We start from the raw sequence: 16,435 nt of genomic DNA on the forward strand, positions 1-16,435 counted from the left end.
TTCCCATGAGCCTTGAGAAGCCCGCTGCAGCCATCGGCTTTGACGGTGGCTCAGCCATGGATCGCCCCCTCGCACTCGTCGAATGCTCAACCTAAAGGAGACTCCGATGTACGACCAATCCAAGCTATCCGAATTGATCCGGTTCGCACGTATAGACGCGGGCTCCACTGTCATTGACGTTTACCCAGGCGACGGCGACTGGACGCGCTTGTTCTCCGACGTCGTGGGACCCGAAGGACGGGTCTACAGCTTCGTGCCGGCCGAAGTCGCCGACTTCAAGAACGATCCGGTCGGCCGCATGCGGACGCTTGCGAAGGAACCGGGCCGAGAGAACGTCGAAGCCGTCTCGGCGGACCTCGTCGCGATGCCGCAGGCCACGCAACCCGCGGATGTCCTGTGGCTGCACCTGTTCTACCACGATCTCCACACCGCGCTGATTCAGAAGAAGGGCGCGACGGCGGCCGACTTCAATCGAGCCGTCCACGAGCGGCTGAAGCCCGGTGGGTCATACGTCATCGTCGACCACGCCGCCGCCGCAGGGGCGGGCACGAGCGACGCCCAGTCGCTGCATCGGATTGAACCTGCATCCGTCCGCGAGGAGGTGGAGGCAGCCGGGTTCGTACTAGACGCCGAAAGCACCATACTGGCGAACAAGGACGATGCGCATTCGATCAAGGTGTTCGATCCCTCGATCAAGGGCGAGACCGATCGCTTCGCCTATCGGTTTGTGAAGATCTGACACTGTTCGCCAACGATGAGATTGGCACTGCCGCGGAAATCTGGCCGCGCGCCTGCCGGGGCATGCTCGGCGCCGCTATTTCGAACGGAGCCGTCCCCCAGCAAGGTTTCGTTCGTTCGAATGACAACAAGCAAGGAAATAGGAGGTAGCGTCCAGGTGACGCGGCATCCAGCCGTAGCTCGAATTAGTGGAGAATACGATCGCGGTGAGGGTCGCGCCAGGTGAGGTCAAGTGATGAATCATTTGCAGGGTACCAGGTCCAAATGTCTGCGCTTTGACTTCACCTTTACCGAACGACGGCCTTCGATCGTGCTTCACGGGATATTTGGCAGCGGGTGCAACGCCATGCTGCCGGTCGTTTCGTCAATCCTCATCCTGCTGTTGGCATCTCCGGCAAATAGCCAGCTGGCGCCCGATGCGTCCGCGACCGCCGCAGCCAATGGCGGGTCGCCGGTCGCGGTTTCGGAGCGCACCGATATCGCCAAAGGCGACGATGAGCAGGCGGCCTTGCGCCGCGAACTGGCCGCGGCACGGGCTGAATTGGCCAGGCAAGCGCAGGCCCTGAAAGCGCAGCAGCGGACGGACGAAGCACTCACGCTCAATCTGGAGACGGCGCAGCGTGCCATCGAAAATTTCAGGGCGGAAGCCAGTCTCTGGGACAGCAAGAAAGCCGCGATGCCTGAAGCGCCGCCCTCCGTGGATGGCTCCCAGGTCGCCGCGACGCAGGCGCTGGATGAGGAGCGCCACAAGGTCGGGCTGCTGGAACAGGAACTCGCCACGGCCCGTCAGACCATCGATGCGCTCAAGGCAGGCGAAAATCTGTCCGCAGCGGAGCAGGCCAAGGCGGTGAAGGATCGGCAAGAGGCCGACGACGCCGCGAAGCAGGCGCTGGATGAAGAGCGCCATAAGGTCGGGCTGCTAGAGCAGGAACTCGCCACGGCCCGTCACACCATCGATGCGCTCAAGACAGGCGCAAATCTGGCCGCCGCGGAGCAGGCCAAGGCGGTGAAGGACCGGCAACAGGCCGACGACGCCGCGAAGCAGGCTCGCAAAGCGCTCGAACTGGAACATCAACGAGCAGATTCAGCCATGCGTGCCCTCGACATTGCTCGCAAGCAAAGCGACGCCTTGAAGCAGAGCTCGATGGATTTGAGCGCGGCTCTGGACCAGGAGCGCGAAAGAGCCAACGGCCTGGCCCGCAGCCTCAGTGCCGCGCGCGACGAAATCGACAGCGCCAAAATCGACAGTATCAGGGAGAAACGTCGGACCGCGGCAGTGGTGCGCGCGCCCAAGGCAGGTGTTTCCAAGAGCGCGCTCGCGAGTTCGCTGCCGGTCGCAGCCCATCAACCGGGCTTGCCGAAAAAATGGAAGGTGAAGGGTCGAAGGTCAGCACAAGCTGTCCTGCTGGCAACGATGGCTCTTCCCCCCGCATTGCTGCCAACCCGCCCACTCTCGCAGTGAAAGACAGGTGAGCGAAATGCACGGCGCAGGGAGGATGACAGTGAAAAAATATGTCGCGGCCGCGTTGACGATCGGCATCGCGATCGGGCCTGCCTCGGCCCTCGATGCAGGTTTAGGCGGCAAGGTCGGCGGTCTCGGGCTCGATGCCGGAGTGAGCGCCGGTTCGCAAGGCGCGTCCGTAGGGGTGGGCGCGAGCGTCGGCGGTGTCGGCGGAGCAAATGTCGGCGCTTCCGTCGGCGCAGGCGCCGGATCAGTCAGCGCAGGCGTCAGTGCCAGCGGTAGCGTAGGCTCCGCAGGCGTCAGTGCCGGCGGCAACGTTGGCTCCACAGGCGGAGGCCTTTCGACCGGTGTCGGCCTGGGCGCCGATCCGTCCGCCGGAAACGGATCGGCGGCCGCTTCCGGTGGTTCGGCCGCCACGGCAGCCAGCGGTTCTGCCGCGAAAGGCACTGGGTCCGCCAAGACCGCCGCTGGCAAGACCGCCACTGCCAACGCCGTCATTGCCAAGACCGCCAGGCCATCGATCGCCCTGCCGCCCGTCCTCAGGCCTTCCAAAGCCGGTCAGGGCGACCTCGCCAGGGGATATCCCTTTGCACCCGTGGAAGCACTGAAAGCGAAACCCGGCACGCCGGTCGCGGTCGTGCAAGCCTGTCGAGCGGCGATCCTGTCCGCCGCCAGGCCGCTTGGCGCCGTGCGGGTCCGCGCGGTGAGCGCTGGTGCCTTGCGTCGACGTGGGAGTGCACTGACGGCGCCGATCCAGGTGCGAATAGACTATGCAGGGCGCGGTGGCATCGAAGTCCGGCAAGCGCAAGTCGGTTGTCGCCTCGATGCGGCGGGCAGGGTCATAGCGATAATGTAGAACCGATCTGCAACAGGGCACGCGCCGCTCCGCAGGCGTCGCCCGGGTTGAGCCGGCATATGCGGCCCTTCACCCCTTCCGCTTCTCCACCTCTGCCTTCCGCAGCAGGAACCGCTGGATCTTGCCGCTCGGCGTCTTCGGCAATTCGGCGACGAAATCGATCTCGCGCGGATAGGCGTGGGCCGAGAGCCGCTTGCGGACGTGTTGCGCCAGTTCCTCGGCCAAGTCAGGGCTGGCCTGGTAGGCGGGCGCCAGGATGACGAAGGCCTTGACGATCTCGGTACGCTGCGGGTCGGGCACGCCGACCACCGCCGCCTCGTTGACCGCGGGATGTTCGATGAGCGCGCTTTCGACATCGAACGGGCCGATGCGGTAGCCCGACGAGGTGATGACATCGTCGGCGCGGCCGATGAAGGACACCGAGCCGTCCGGCTCATATTCCACCGTGTCGCCGGTGCGGTAGTAGCCGCCCGCGATCGCCGGCGTCTCGGCCTGGTGGTAGCCGTCGAACCAGCGCAGCGGCGAGTTGGCGATGTCGACGGCGAGGACGCCGGGCTGGTTGGGGCCGAGCTCGTTGCCTTCGTCGTCCAGCACCACCATACGATAGCCCGGCATGGCAAAGCCGGCCGAGCCCGCGCGCACGGAATGCGAAAGCCCATGGTGGTTGTTGACCATCATGCCGTTTTCGGTCTGGCCGTAATGGTCATGGATGGGCACGGCGAGATGGGCGTCGAACCAGCGGATCACTTCCGGGTTCAGCGGCTCGCCGGCGCTGCTCACCACGCGCAGCCGGCCCTTGATGCGGGCGGCGGCTTCAGGGCCTTCGGCGAGCAGCAGGCGGAAGGCGGTGGGCGAGCCGGCAAGGCTGGTGACGCCGAGCCGCTCGATGACGTCATAGGTGTTCCTGGCGTTGAACGCGCCCTCGTTGAAGGTGGTGGCGATGCCGAGCAGCAGCGGGCCTGTGATGGCGTAATAGAGGCCATAGGCCCAGCCGGGATCGGCGATGTTCCAGAAGACGTCATCGGGGCGCAGTCCGATGGCGTCGCGCATATAGGCGCCGAAGGCCAGCAGCGCGCTGAGCGGCACCGGCACGCCCTTGGGCAGGCCCGTCGTGCCCGAGGTCGACATCATCATGAACAGGTCGTCGCCCTTGCGCATGACGGGTTCGCAATCGGGGGAGGCAGAGGCAAGGGCGGCGCGGAAATCGATGTCGCCTTGAGGCAAGGCATCGCCGGGACCAAGAAGGGTGGCGATCGGCGGGCAGGTCTCGATCTCGTCGAGCTTGCCGCGATTGGCCGGATTGGTCACCACCAGCTTGGCGCCGCTGTAGCCGAGGCGGTGCTCGATGGCCTTCGGGCCGAAGGCGGTGAACAATGGCTGGTAGACGGCGCCGATGCGCCAGGTGCCGAGGATGAGCGCGATGAGTTCGGGAATGCGCGGCAGCATGCCGGCGACGACATCGCCGGGGCCGACGCCTGCATCCTTGAGCAGGTTGGCGACGCGGCCCGACATGTCCGCGAGGTCGTCGAAGCTGAACTGCCGCAGTTCGCCGCCGGCCGAGATCGCGCGCAGCGCCAGCCGGTTCTCACCGGCATGGCGGCCGCAGCATTCGACATAGGCGTTGATGCCGGTCGCCGGGTCGCCGTCAAGCCTGGCGATTTCATCCTCGATGCGAAAGGCCGCAACGGCGTCCTCGTAGCGTGGCAAGCCGGTCATGTCAGTCCTCCCTGGCGGCGCTCCATCTCCCCATGGCGCGCCTTCATCCGTCAGATTGCCTGAAATCGTGGTGATGGTCGATTGCGACGAAGGCGGACCGTGGGGCGGCAGGCATTGGCCTCGTTTGCACCGGCCTGTATCATAGCCAGGTGAATGCAGGAGAGGAGGGTCGGACGTGCGGCTGGGACGGAACCTCTGGCGAATCTGGGTCTGCATCGCCGTAGTGGCGCTTTGGCCACGTGCCGCGTCGGCCGACACCATTGCGCCGGAGCGCATCGCTGTCGCCCTGTCGAAGCTCGAAGCGCTCGCCCAAGGCGCCGTCGCGGACGGTGGGGTGCCCGGTCTCGCCATCGGCGTCGTGCACGACGACGAAGTGATCTTCCTGAAGGGTTTCGGCCACCGCGAGGCCGGCAAGCCTGAGGCGGTCGACGCCGACACGGTGTTCCAGATCGCCTCGCTCTCCAAGCCGGTCTCCGCCACCATCGTGGCGGCGCTGGTCAGCGACGGGATCGTGTCCTGGGATTCGAAGATCGCCGACCTCGATCCGGCCTTCCGGCTGGCCGATCCCTATCCGACCAGCCAACTCACCGTCCGCGACCTGTTTTCGCACCGCAGCGGGCTGCCCGGCACCGCCGGAGACGACCTCGAGGACATAGGCTACGACCGCGCCGAGATCCTGCATCGCCTGCGGTTCGTGCCGCCATCGTCGAGCTTCCGTGCCGGCTACTCCTACAGCAATTTCGGACTGACCGAGGGCGCCGTCGCGGCCGCCCTGCCGACAGGCAAGCCCTGGGAGCAGGTCGCCGAGGAGCAGCTCTACCGTCCGCTTGGCATGGCCTCGACCAGTTCCCGTCATTCGGACTTCGTCAAGCACGCCGATCGTGCCGCGCTGCACATCAAGGTCGATGGCGCCTGGGCCGCCAAGATAGAGCGCAATCCCGATGCGCAGGCGCCCGCCGGCGGCGTCAGTTCCACCGCGCGCGATCTCTCGCAATGGGTGCGCCTCATCCTCGGCAACGGGGTCTATGCCGGCAAGACGCTGATAGCTGCCGATGCGCTCGACCAGACGCATGTGCCGCTGATGACGCGGGGCAAGAACCCCGTCTCCGGCGGCGAGTCCTTCTACGGCCTCGGCTGGAATGTCGAATTCGGCCGGCATGGCCTGAGCTGGGGCCATGCCGGTGCCTTCAGCGTCGGCGCACGCACGCTGGTGACGATCTTCCCGCGGGAGAAGCTCGGCATCGTCATCATCGCCAACGCCTTTCCGACCGGCGTGCCGGAAGGGCTGTCCGACAGTTTTGCCGACCTCGTCTTCGACGGTTCGGTGCAGAAGGACTGGGTCAAGGCATGGGACGGCATCTATGCCGGAATGTTCGGCCCGGCGGTCGCGGCGGCCAAGGCCACCTATGCCGCGCCGCCATCTCCGGCAAGGCCGGCCAGGCCGGCCGATGCCTATGCCGGCCGCTACGCCAACGACTTCTTCGGCGATGCTGTCGTGGCGAGTGCCGGAGACGGCCTTGTGCTCAAGGTCGGCCCGGCCGGCGCCCGGTCCTATTCCCTGGCGCATTACGACGGCGATCTTTTCCTGACCTTCCCCGATGCCGAGACACCGGACAGGCCAACCGGCGTGAGCTTCGTCGTCGGCCCCGACGGCAAGGCGTCGGCCATGACCATAGGCTTCCTCGACGACAATCATCTCGGCACGCTGCGGCGCGTGGGCGACTAGGGGCGGACAGGGCAACAAGCCGCGCCGGGACGCAGATCTTGTGCCGCAGCTCCAGATGCCCGATGCCGGATCGCCGCAAAGGACGATGCGATGGTTCACTGCGCCGCAACGCGATCGCGATGGGCGACAGTGCCAGCGCTAGAAGCAGCCTGACAAGCGATCGGATTCTTCTCTCGACGCATTACTGAGGTGGACTTTGCGAAAACGACGTCCACTTTGCGCCTGATGTCGGTCGTTGAGCAGACCATAGCCGCATCCCAACAGCTGACATTCTAGCGAACAGGCGAGATGGCGCATTTGCGCTACTTCTCGGCCTTCGAGGATCTCACAGACGTTTAGAGATCGCGCCCGCAGGGCCTCATATCAAATTCTAGCACCTGGGCGCGGCTCCGGCAGGACGGTGGTCCCGGTTCGCGCAACGCTCTGAGCTCTCCTGCGCATCTATCGCGCAGCCTGCCTGCTTCAGCTCGGATCGTAAATTCCTCCAGCCTTGATGTCGATCAAGGGGGCTCGCGGCCTTCTTCGCTATCAAACCGTGATGATCGAGAACCCAGCATCCCCAACGTGGCGCGGCGTTGGCGAGCCCTACTGGTCGCGACCGGCTATCGAGGTGCTGCAGGAATGCCGCTCTCGGCCTGCCGGGCTGACTTCGACCGAGGCGCGCAACGGGCCAAACACGTTCGCCGATCATCGGCGAGAACAGGCGCTGGCGGTCCTGTTGCGGCAGTTTTGCAATCCGCTGGTTCTGATCCTGATCGTCGCGCCTCGCGGCCTTCACCGATGCCGGCGCGCAAGGCATGGCCGAGCGACAGTTCGGGGTCCGATTGAGAATGCCCTGTCAGCTGGTCACCGACAGGGTACGTTGTCCTTAGCGGTTGGACCGGAATTGGAGGCGACGGAGGGGTACCGAAGGTGAGCAGAATTTTCGCGACAATTGCAGGGCGCTTCACCCCGTTTGAGCCGAGGGCCGATGCGATGCGCCCTGGCGAGAAGTTTCCCAGTTTTGTCCGGCGCGCCAGCGGCACGCATCAGGTCTATATCAGCGTGATCGCAATTTCGGTTGCCTTGGCCAACTTTATCCCTATCGACCTGCAGAGACGGGTCGTCGATGTGGCGATCGCCGACAAGAACGTACGGGCACTTCTGATGCTCGGCGGCCTGTATCTTGCGACTATACTCCTGCATGCGGGGCTGAAATACGCAATGATCGTCTATCAGGGCTGGCTCGGAGAGAGCGTGGTCAAGACGGCCCGCGACCAACTCGCTCTGGTCGCCACGCAAAGGTCCGCTCGCGACCACGCAAGGAGTGGTCAGACCGCCAGCATCATCGGCAACGAGATCGACTATGTTGGCGGATTTGTCGGCACCAGCATCTCCGAATGCGTAGTCAACGTCACGATCATGATCTCCGTCGTATCTTACATGATCTACATGCAGCCGGTGATCGCTCTGGTCAGCGGTATGTCACTCCTGCCGCAGATCCTGCTTGCGCTTTACATGCAGAAGGACCTGAACACACTCGTGGAACGGCAGGTCGCGCTGGTCCGAAAGCTTGGCAACCAAGCAGTCAATTCCTTCGCCAGCCACTCGCCGAAGCGCCGAGTAGCCTTCCGCACCATACGCACGATCTTCAGCAATCGCATTGAATTCTATTTGTTGAAATTCGGGCTGAAGACATTGCTGAATATAGCCAACGCGGTGGGGTCCCTAATGGTCCTGATCGTTGGCGGCTATCTTGTGATCCGCGGGCAGACGACGATCGGCACGGTCGTCGCCTTCATTTCGGGCTTTCAACGATTGTCCGAACCCACGGGAGAACTTCTCGACTTCTATCGCACGTATTCGGAAGCGAAAGTGCAATTCCGGATGATCGTCCAGTGGGTCGACGGCGATCATCCCGCGCAGACCGGACATTCCGAGCACAGCCAGAATTGATCGATGATCTTGCCAGACATCGAGAGGATGTTGGCCCTTCCACCAGTGCCTGGTGCCGATCAATTCGCCAGCCGCTCGATCACCAGATCGACCAGCGCTCGGAGACGGCGCATGCGCCGCATGTCCCTATGATAGCCGATCCACGTATCGCGAGTCGGCGGCGGTTCTCCGAGATCGACACGTTCGATACCTTCCGTGGGATCCCCAAGCGGGCGTGGCAGCACTGCAATCCCAGCGCCTAGGGCGCAGAGCCGGGCTTGGACTTCGCGATTGTTGCTCCGCAGGACCACATGCGCCTTGGGCAACATTCGCTGGATCCAGGCCACATCGGGCATGCCGCCGAACGCCGTGTCCATCAGTACCATCGCACAACCCGCACCGTTGCCCGGCATAGGGTGTGGCTGGCCGGCGCGGATATAGACGCCATAGTCCATGCGTAACAGCCGTCGAGAGATCACCTCGGCCTCGCCGAATGGCCGGATTCGGAAGACGAGATCCGCTTCCCTTCGCGGCAGACTGTAAAACCGTTGGTCGGTGAGAAGTTCGACAATGACGCGCGGATGAAGGTCAGCGAATTCGGCAAGGCCGCCGGTGGTGTCGGACATGTCGCGATCCAGATCGCGGTTGCTCTAGGCGCCGAGGTCTTCTCAGCGGATTCGCCCGCGAAGGCGGACTTCATCTCGGGGCTGGGCGCCACACCGATCGACTACAAGACGCGGACCGTCGAGGACTATGTCGCCGAGCATACCGCGGGAGCCGGCTTCGACGTAGTCTACGACACAGTCGGTGGGGCCACGCTCGACAGGTCCTTCAATGCCATTCGCCGCTTCGGGCATGTGGTCAGCTGCCTCGGCTGGGGCACCCATGCGCTGGCGCCGCTATCCTTCCGCGCCGCCACTTATTCCGGCGTCTTGACGCTTCTGCCGATGCTCTCCGGCGAGGGACGCGTGCACCATGGCGAGATCCTGCGCGAGGCGACAACGCTGGTAGAGGCTGGACAGGTGATCCCTCAGCTGGATCCCCGCCGCTTCAGCCTCGACCAGACGCATCTTGCGCACCAGGCCATCAAGGACCGCAGCGCGAAAGGCAAGCTCGTGATCGAGATCGGCTGACTCCAGTGGATGCACTTCGTTGGAGGCGCTAACATGGCAGGGCGCTTACATCAAAATGCCGAGGATATCGACGAATCAACCATGACTGTTTGCGAGCTGAAGGCTGAATTGGAAGCGTTTCATAAGCGCCGCTTTTCTGACATTCAGTCCGCGCCCGCTTCGGGTCTACGCAGTTAAGCATCTGCTATCGGTACCCGCATGCCGCATCCGGACCGTCTGCTTGCGGCCCCCAAGCTGACCCGCCTGCGACCTCGCGCCTTAACGTAGCGATGGCAAGGGACCTTGGTCGCTCTGCATATTTCGTCCTGGAGTTGGGCTTACTGGACATCGTCCTCGATGAGCGGATGTCGCATGAGACAGCTGGTTGGCGGCGGTTCAATTCCGGTTGCCGGATTCTAACTGGGTGCAACCAAACTGGTGAAAACGGCACTAAGCCAGGATTTTTGGTCCTTCATCCTGCCAATCGCCAAAATACATCAGGTGGTTGGATACCATCAAAAATACCAACACCGAGATGGGGAAACCCACTTAATAATGGTGCCGGCCTTCATCGCGCCGCCGACCTAGCGGCCCCTCGAAACCTCTAGTGCAGGCGCAGGGCTTTCGTCCGCGTATTCGGGTATCGCCGCCTTGGCGTAGCCCTGCCGGATGCGTTCGGCGTCGGCCGGATTGCTGAAGGGTAGCCGCCCCACGTGCTCTGAAAAGCGATAGCTCGGGTTTATCTCTTTTAGCTCGGCGCTCACGCGCCGTGCTTCATCGACGTCGCCGAGGTGGCCAAGCGCGGCAATAAGGAGCCCCCGCGACAGGTCGGTCTTGGGCGACACGCGGATACGCTCGCGAAATGCCTCGACCGCTTTCTGGTACTGCCCGGCCAGGAGATAAGCCGAGCCGATGAAGTGCCAGGTCAAATGGCCCTGCAGCGGATCGAGGCGCAGCGCGTGCTCCAGATCCGGAATCGCCTCCAGCGGCGCGCCGTTGTAGATGTTGCCCACCCCGCGCAGGCCGAAGGCCAGTGCGAAGTTGGGGTTGAGAGCAAGCGCCTTCTCCACCTCTTCGCGATGTCCGGCCGGATCCTTCTCCCAAAACTTCACCAGCGCGGCCATGTAATGCCCATAGGGCAGGTTGGGGTCCTTCTCGAGCGCCAGCCGACTATAATGGGCAGAGAGTTCCTTGCTGTCGGTGCGCCCGCTCCAGTGGTTCTGAAAGTCGTGGTTGTAAGCGTGAGCCAGGCCGGCATACGGTTCGGCATAGTCGGGGTCGAGCTCAATTGCCTGGGTGAACAAGGCGACCGCGCGCTCGAATGTCTCGTTTGTCTTATCAGGACCGGACAAGACCTCGCGCCCGCGCAGGAAAAGATCATGCGCCTGGATGTTTCTCGTTGGTGTATGGGCGATGCGCGCCGACTCGGCCGGGGTCAGGGCAACCCTGAGGGCTTCGACGATGCGGTGCGTCACGTCGTCCTGCAGCGCGAAGATATCGGTCATGTCGCGGTCGTAGCGGTCCGCCCAGACATGGGTCCCGGTCCGCGCATCGATCAACTGGGCATTGATCCTGACGCGGTTGCCGGCGCGGCGGATCGAGCCCTCGAGCACCGCAGTCACGCCGAGCTCGCGCCCGACCGTCCGGACATCGATGTTCTTGCCTTTGTAGGTGAAGCTGGAGTTGCGGGCGATGACCGAGAGGCCGGCGACCTTCGACAGGTCGGTTATGATGTCTTCGCTGATGCCGTCGGCGAAGTAGTCCTGCTCGGTGTCGCCGCTCATATTGGCGAACGGCAGGACGGCGATCGACAGCTTTGCCGACTTTGATCCTGCCGGACGGCTCGTCGAGGGTTCCGACGTCGCGATCGCCTTCGCGCCGGCGGCACCGACCGCCAGCGAATAAACTCGGATCGGCTCGGCGATGTTCTTGAGCTGCGTGCTGCCGAGATCGGCGACCGAGAGGTTGAGCCTCGCTTTGACCTGGCGATAGGCATCTTCGGACAGGCAGATGGCCCCGGGCGCCGCAACGCCCTCCAGACGCGAAGCGATGTTGACACCATCGCCCATCAGGTCGCCGTCGCTTTCCTCGACAACGTCTCCCAGATGAATGCCGATCCGGAACTCGATGCGACGGTCCTGCGGTACACCGGCGTTGCGCTCCACCATTCCGTTCTGCACCTCGATAGCGCAGCGCACGGCATCCACCACGCTGCGGAACTCGACCAGCGCTCCATCCCCGGTGCGCTTGATCACGCGCCCGTTGTGCACGGCGATGGTCGGATCGATCAGGTCGCTGCGTAGTGCCCGCAACCTCGCCAAGGTGCGATCTTCGTCTTCGCTGGCGAGCCGACTATATCCGACCACGTCTGCGGCTAGAATTGCGGCTAGCTTGCGATTCTCACCCATAGCGCCCTCCGCGGCTATCGAGGTTAGCACAACGAACCGTTGAGCGCCTCCCCATTCGATGGGTGCGATCCTGGCGAAAGTCGTCGTTGAAATTAGCGCGCGCCTAACGGCAGCTATTCAAGCCTCGACGCCCGGAAGCCGACAGTCAGAACTCGGCCCCAAAACAGAACACTCTGTTTCTCGCAGGATCTGCATCCGGCTCGAGATTTTTCCCCTAGGTATTGACGGTGCAGGGGGCTAGCATAGGGCTCACTGGGGGGTGTGCGATGACAGCTGTCTCGATACGCCGGGCGGACTTCATGATGGTCCTGGCCTATGCCTCGGACCTCGCCACGGGCCATTCTCGCGACTTCGCGCTGAAATCCTGCGTGCTTGCAATGCGGATCGCCGAGCTTGCGGGTGTTTCCGATGAGGTTCGGCGCAGCGCCTACCATCAGTCGATGCTGCGCTATGTCGGCTGCAATGCCGACACGGACCTTCTGTCGGCCACGTGCGGCGACGAGATCGCGCTCCGCCAGGATCTTGTCGGTCTCGACATGGGCAATCGAGCGGAACTGGGCAGGGTCTTCGTGCAGGCCTTCAAGCGATTCTATTACGATCTCGAGCCTGACGCGCAGGGCAGGGCGATCGAGGCCGCGATGTCGCAGGCGCTCGTGGTGGCCCGCCCGGTGCTCACCGCGCATTGCGAGGTCGCGCAGCGGATCGGCGAGCGGATCGGCCTGTCCGACGAGATCCGGCGCAATCTCGGGCAGATCTACGAACGCTGGGACGGCAAGGGCCTGCCGCGCGGGCTGAGTGGCGAGGATGTGCTGCCGGCCGTGCGCCTGATCACATTGGCGCAGGATGCGATTGCGCTCAGCGATGCCGTTGGCATCGACGGGATGGCCGAAACCGTCGCCAGCCGCGGCGACGGTCCTTACGAAGCGGATCTGGCCCGGCTCGTCTCGGCCAACGCGGCGGTCCTGATGGAGGGCATCGGCGCGACGGTCGACCGCGAGACCATCCTGGCGCTCGAGCCGGATCCGCCGGTGACGCTGGATGAGGGGGCCAGCGACGAGGCGTTCCTGGCCATAGCCGACATGATCGACATGCGCATGCCGTTTACGCAGGGCCATTCGAGGATGGTGTCGGAACTGGCCGCGGGTGCGGGCAAGCGGATCGGGCTGCCCGACCCTGATGTTCGCGCGCTGCGCTGGTCGGGCTGCATCCACGACATCGGCGAACTGGTGGTGCCGGTGGCGACCTGGATGCGCAACGGTCCGCTGTCGGTGCGCGAACGCGACGCGGCACAGCTGCACGCCTATTACGGCGAGCGGGCCCTGGCCTCGTTCGGTCGCGAGGGCGAGGCGATGGCCGCGCTGGTGCTTCGCCATCACGAGCGCCTGGACGGCTCGGGCTATCACCGCAAGGTCGGCGGCTCGGACCTGTCCCCGGCGGCAAGGATCCTGGCCGCCGCCGAAGCCTTCCAGACGTCGCGAGAGGAACGTCCGCACCGCAAGGCGCTGTCCAGCGAGGCGGCGGCGGCGCAGCTGCGAGCCGCCGTGCGTGACGGCTGTATCTGCCCCGACGCCGCCGAGGCCGTATTGTCCTTCGCCGGGCAGCCGTCGCGGCGGGCCGTGCCGCGAGCGCTGGCCGGAATGACGCCGCGCGAGGTCGAGGTGCTGCGCGTGATCGCCGCCGGACTTACGGCGAAGGAAGTGGCCCGAAAGCTCGACATCTCGCCCAAGACCGCGGACCACCATATCCAGAGCGTCTATGCCAAGATCGGCGTGACCACCCGTGCCGCGGCCGCGCTCTACGCGGTCGAGCACGGCCTTGTCCGACCAGGCGAAACGCAGGCATAGGGAATCCACCCCATGCGCGCCCGCTCCAGGGCGCGCATCGTGATCCCGTCGACAGGCCAATGACGGCCGCAACCGACAGGAGGAAATCAGATGCTGCTCGCAACGACCAAAGTGGCTGATATCGATCACTTCATCCGTATCTTTTCGACCAAGGGCGCCGACAAGCGCCGGCTGCACGGCTCGAACGGCGCGACCGTCTTCCGCGACCCCAGCGAGCCCGACCGCGTCTGGGCGATCTTCGACTGGGACGCCGAGGGCTGGAAGAATTTCGTGTCCGATCCGGAGGTGCCAGCGATCCTGCAGGAAGCCGGCCATGTCGGCAAGCCGCAGGCGGCACTGCTGCTCGGCCACTACGAGGCCTGATGTCCCGCACCGGGCGCCGCCTGCCGCCAGGCGGCGCGCCCCCGACGAACCCCAAGATTTGGAGAAATCAAATGGATCCGAAACCCATCAAGATCGGCCTTGTCGCCGAACTCACCGGCCCATTGTCTTTCATGGGCGTCGCAAATGCGAACCTCACCACCATGCTTGTCGACGACATCAACGCCAAAGGCGGCTTGCTCGGCCGGCCGGTGGAACTCGTCATCGAGGATGGCGAGACCACGGACAGCGTTGCCAAGGCAAGGGCCGCGAAACTGGTCGACGTCGACAAGGTCGACGTGGTCGTCGGCGGCATCTACAGTTCGACCCGCCTGGCCATCAAGAGCGAGGCGGTCACCCGGGGCAGGACGCTCTACATCTACACCGAACAGTATGAGGGACAGGAAAACGATCCGCTGATCTTCTGCACCGGGCCCGTGCCCGCCCAGCAGGTCGAGCCGCTGATACCATGGCTCATGAACAGCACCGGCGCGAAGCGGTTCTATTTGCCGTCGGCCGACTACATCTGGCCCCATCTGCTGAACAAGGCGGCGAGCCGGGCGGTGCGCGCCAATGGCGGCGAGATCGTCGGCGAGGAGTATTTTCCGCTGGACTCCGTCGATTTCCGGCGGACGGTGCAGCAGATCATGGCGAGCGGCACCGACGTGGTTTTCAACACCATCGTCCCGCCGGGCCTGACACCGTTCCTCGAAGAGTTGCACAAGGCCGGTTTCGGCAAACGCGGCGGCAAGATCGTCTGCACCTACTTCGACGAGAACTTCTTCAATCTGGTGCCGTCCGATCAGATCGAGGGCCTCTACAGCTGCCTCGACTACTACCAGGAACTCGACGAACCGTTCGGTCGCGCGCTGTTGCGCCGCTACGGTGAGCGGTTCCCCGGTGGGGCTACGCTCACCGCGGGCAGCGGATGCACCGGGCACTACCGGGCGATCAAGATGTGGGAAGCGGCGGTGAAGGAAGCGGGCAGTGCCGAGCGGGACGCGGTCATCCGGGCGCTCGATCACGCCCGCATCAGCGAGGGACCGGGTGGCCCGGCCGAAATGGTCCCCGGCCAGCACCATGTCCGCATGAACATGTACATCGCGCAGGCGCAGGGCGGTCGGTTCCGGGTTGTCAAGAATTTGGGTTCGATCGATCCCAACGAGCGCGCGCTCAGCGACGAACTGGGGTAACTGGCGGCGTCGGAACGGACAGTCCGCATCCGGCGCGGTCTTTGAAAGTGATTGGCTTTGTCACCAGAGCAGCGGGCCTTGCCGCTCGCTCCCGGCTCATGACGCCTGGCCGTACCGGAGCAGTTTGAAGCAGTCGCCGCTGCCCGACTTCGCCTGCGACAACACCGGTTTTGACCCGTCGAGCCATTCCTGATGCGACCTGGCATCGGCCTCGATCGCATTGACCGGGGCCGCGCCGATGAAGCCGCGCCCTTGGCTGAACAGCCAGCAGGCGCGGGCCAGATGCTGCCTGGAGCGCTGGCGCAGCAGATCGGCATCGTAGAAGATGTCGAGCACCTCCCGCTTGACCCGGCTCTCCTTTTCCGGGTCGGCGACCGCTGCCTCCGCCGGATCGCCGCCGATCGTGTCCCGCAGGTCCTTGTAGTCGAGGGCGAGCTGGGTGGTGGCGTATTTGATCTCGCTCTCGTCGCGCACGATGTCGAACCACAGCCTGGAATCGAGCTCGTTGACGACGAAAGAGGATTCGAAATCGCGCGACAGGTTCAGCACCTCGAAGTCCGCGAGATCGACGTCGCGCTCGACCAGCAGGATCCTGGCCGCCTGTTTGCCGAGCTCTGTCCCGTGGAGGCTGACGGCGGTGTTCTTGCCGCCGAGCTGGGGGCTGAGATAGGGCCCGCCTTCATCCAGCAACTCGTCGAATTCTTCCAGCGACTGCATCACCGGCGCGCCGCGGGCAATGCGCGCGGCGAGTTTGGCGAGAACCTGCTGCAGCTCCGTCTCGCGCCGGCGCTGGTCCTGATAGTTCTGCTGGAAGAAGAAGATGAACAGCGACACGCCGATGCCGATCAGGATCACGCCCAGCTGTGAGAAGATGTTGCGATAATATTCGAGCAGCTTTTCGCGATGGCGCACGTCGTTGCGCACGCTGTGGGCGACGCCAAGATTGACGATCAGCGACAGGATCAGCAGCCCGGTGCCGACCAGGATGAGGCCGCCAATGAGGAGGTAGCCATGACCCGTGCTGAAATCCATCCGCTTATCCCAAGACCCCGCGCAGAATACCGCTATTTTGCTTCAATACCTATGGTTTCGTCGGCGATGGGGTC

General features: G+C 64.2%; 11 protein-coding genes and 2 pseudogenes. 9 read left to right on the plus strand and 4 right to left on the minus strand.

From position 1 onward, the window contains the following. Nucleotides 1-106: 106 nt before the first annotated feature. The 3 genes from FJV83_RS27890 (at nt 107) to FJV83_RS27900 (ending at nt 3,056) form a co-directional block, all read left to right on the plus strand. The gene (locus FJV83_RS27890; RefSeq protein WP_095789303.1) at nt 107-739 is read left to right on the plus strand and encodes a class I SAM-dependent methyltransferase; all 633 of its coding nucleotides are present in this window, start codon (nt 107-109) and stop codon (nt 737-739) included. Nucleotides 740-973: 234 nt separating this feature from the next. Continuing rightward, entirely contained in the window at nt 974-2,200 is a 1,227-nt protein-coding gene (locus tag FJV83_RS27895; protein WP_142885525.1) for a hypothetical protein, read from the plus strand. A gap of 40 nt (nt 2,201-2,240) precedes the next feature. Further along, nucleotides 2,241-3,056, plus strand: coding sequence for a hypothetical protein (locus FJV83_RS27900; protein WP_246691931.1), 816 nt, complete (start codon nt 2,241-2,243; stop codon nt 3,054-3,056). A gap of 69 nt (nt 3,057-3,125) precedes the next feature. Here FJV83_RS27900 and FJV83_RS27905 read toward each other — a convergent pair whose 3' ends face one another. Beyond that, nucleotides 3,126-4,772 carry an acyl-CoA synthetase gene (locus FJV83_RS27905; RefSeq protein ID WP_142885526.1) on the minus strand — a complete coding sequence of 549 codons (1,647 nt, stop codon included), beginning with the start codon at nt 4,770-4,772 and terminating at the stop codon, nt 3,126-3,128. Between the two features lie 175 nt (nt 4,773-4,947). Here FJV83_RS27905 and FJV83_RS27910 point away from each other — a divergent pair, with 175 nt between their 5' ends. Both FJV83_RS27910 and FJV83_RS27920 read left to right on the plus strand, forming a co-directional pair. Further along, nucleotides 4,948-6,498: a serine hydrolase gene (locus FJV83_RS27910; RefSeq protein WP_142885527.1), complete on the plus strand. Its 1,551-nt coding sequence runs from the start codon at nt 4,948-4,950 to the stop codon at nt 6,496-6,498. A gap of 912 nt (nt 6,499-7,410) precedes the next feature. After that, nucleotides 7,411-8,433: an ABC transporter ATP-binding protein gene (locus FJV83_RS27920; protein ID WP_142885529.1), complete on the plus strand. Its 1,023-nt coding sequence runs from the start codon at nt 7,411-7,413 to the stop codon at nt 8,431-8,433. Between the two features lie 59 nt (nt 8,434-8,492). On the opposite strand, the pseudogene FJV83_RS27925 reads toward FJV83_RS27920, so the two are convergent. Continuing rightward, nucleotides 8,493-9,017, minus strand: a pseudogene (locus FJV83_RS27925) (substrate-binding domain-containing protein); the annotation flags it as partial. A gap of 3 nt (nt 9,018-9,020) precedes the next feature. Here FJV83_RS27925 and FJV83_RS27930 point away from each other — a divergent pair. Next, nucleotides 9,021-9,545: pseudogene (locus FJV83_RS27930) on the plus strand (zinc-binding dehydrogenase); the annotation flags it as partial. A 563-nt stretch (nt 9,546-10,108) separates the two neighbouring features. Here the strand turns inward: FJV83_RS27930 and FJV83_RS27935 are convergent. Next, entirely contained in the window at nt 10,109-11,932 is a 1,824-nt protein-coding gene (locus tag FJV83_RS27935; RefSeq protein WP_142885530.1) for an adenylate/guanylate cyclase domain-containing protein, read from the minus strand. Nucleotides 11,933-12,198: 266 nt separating this feature from the next. On the opposite strand from FJV83_RS27935, the gene FJV83_RS27940 reads away from it, so the two are divergent. From FJV83_RS27940 to FJV83_RS27950, 3 genes are all read left to right on the plus strand, one after another. Further along, nucleotides 12,199-13,776, plus strand: a complete 1,578-nt coding sequence (locus tag FJV83_RS27940) for an HD domain-containing phosphohydrolase (RefSeq protein WP_142885531.1) — start codon at nt 12,199-12,201, stop codon at nt 13,774-13,776. 90 nt (nt 13,777-13,866) lie between these two features. Next, nucleotides 13,867-14,139 carry a hypothetical protein gene (locus tag FJV83_RS27945; protein ID WP_010910579.1) on the plus strand — a complete coding sequence of 91 codons (273 nt, stop codon included), beginning with the start codon at nt 13,867-13,869 and terminating at the stop codon, nt 14,137-14,139. A gap of 71 nt (nt 14,140-14,210) precedes the next feature. Then, nucleotides 14,211-15,329 carry a substrate-binding protein gene (locus FJV83_RS27950; RefSeq protein WP_142885532.1) on the plus strand — a complete coding sequence of 373 codons (1,119 nt, stop codon included), beginning with the start codon at nt 14,211-14,213 and terminating at the stop codon, nt 15,327-15,329. A gap of 96 nt (nt 15,330-15,425) precedes the next feature. Here the strand turns inward: FJV83_RS27950 and FJV83_RS27955 are convergent, their stop codons facing one another. Continuing rightward, nucleotides 15,426-16,361: a hypothetical protein gene (locus tag FJV83_RS27955; protein ID WP_142885533.1), complete on the minus strand. Its 936-nt coding sequence runs from the start codon at nt 16,359-16,361 to the stop codon at nt 15,426-15,428. Nucleotides 16,362-16,435 lie beyond the last annotated feature (74 nt).

This window comes from Mesorhizobium sp. WSM4307 (assembly GCF_007003945.1).
Lineage (GTDB): Bacteria > Pseudomonadota > Alphaproteobacteria > Rhizobiales > Rhizobiaceae > Mesorhizobium.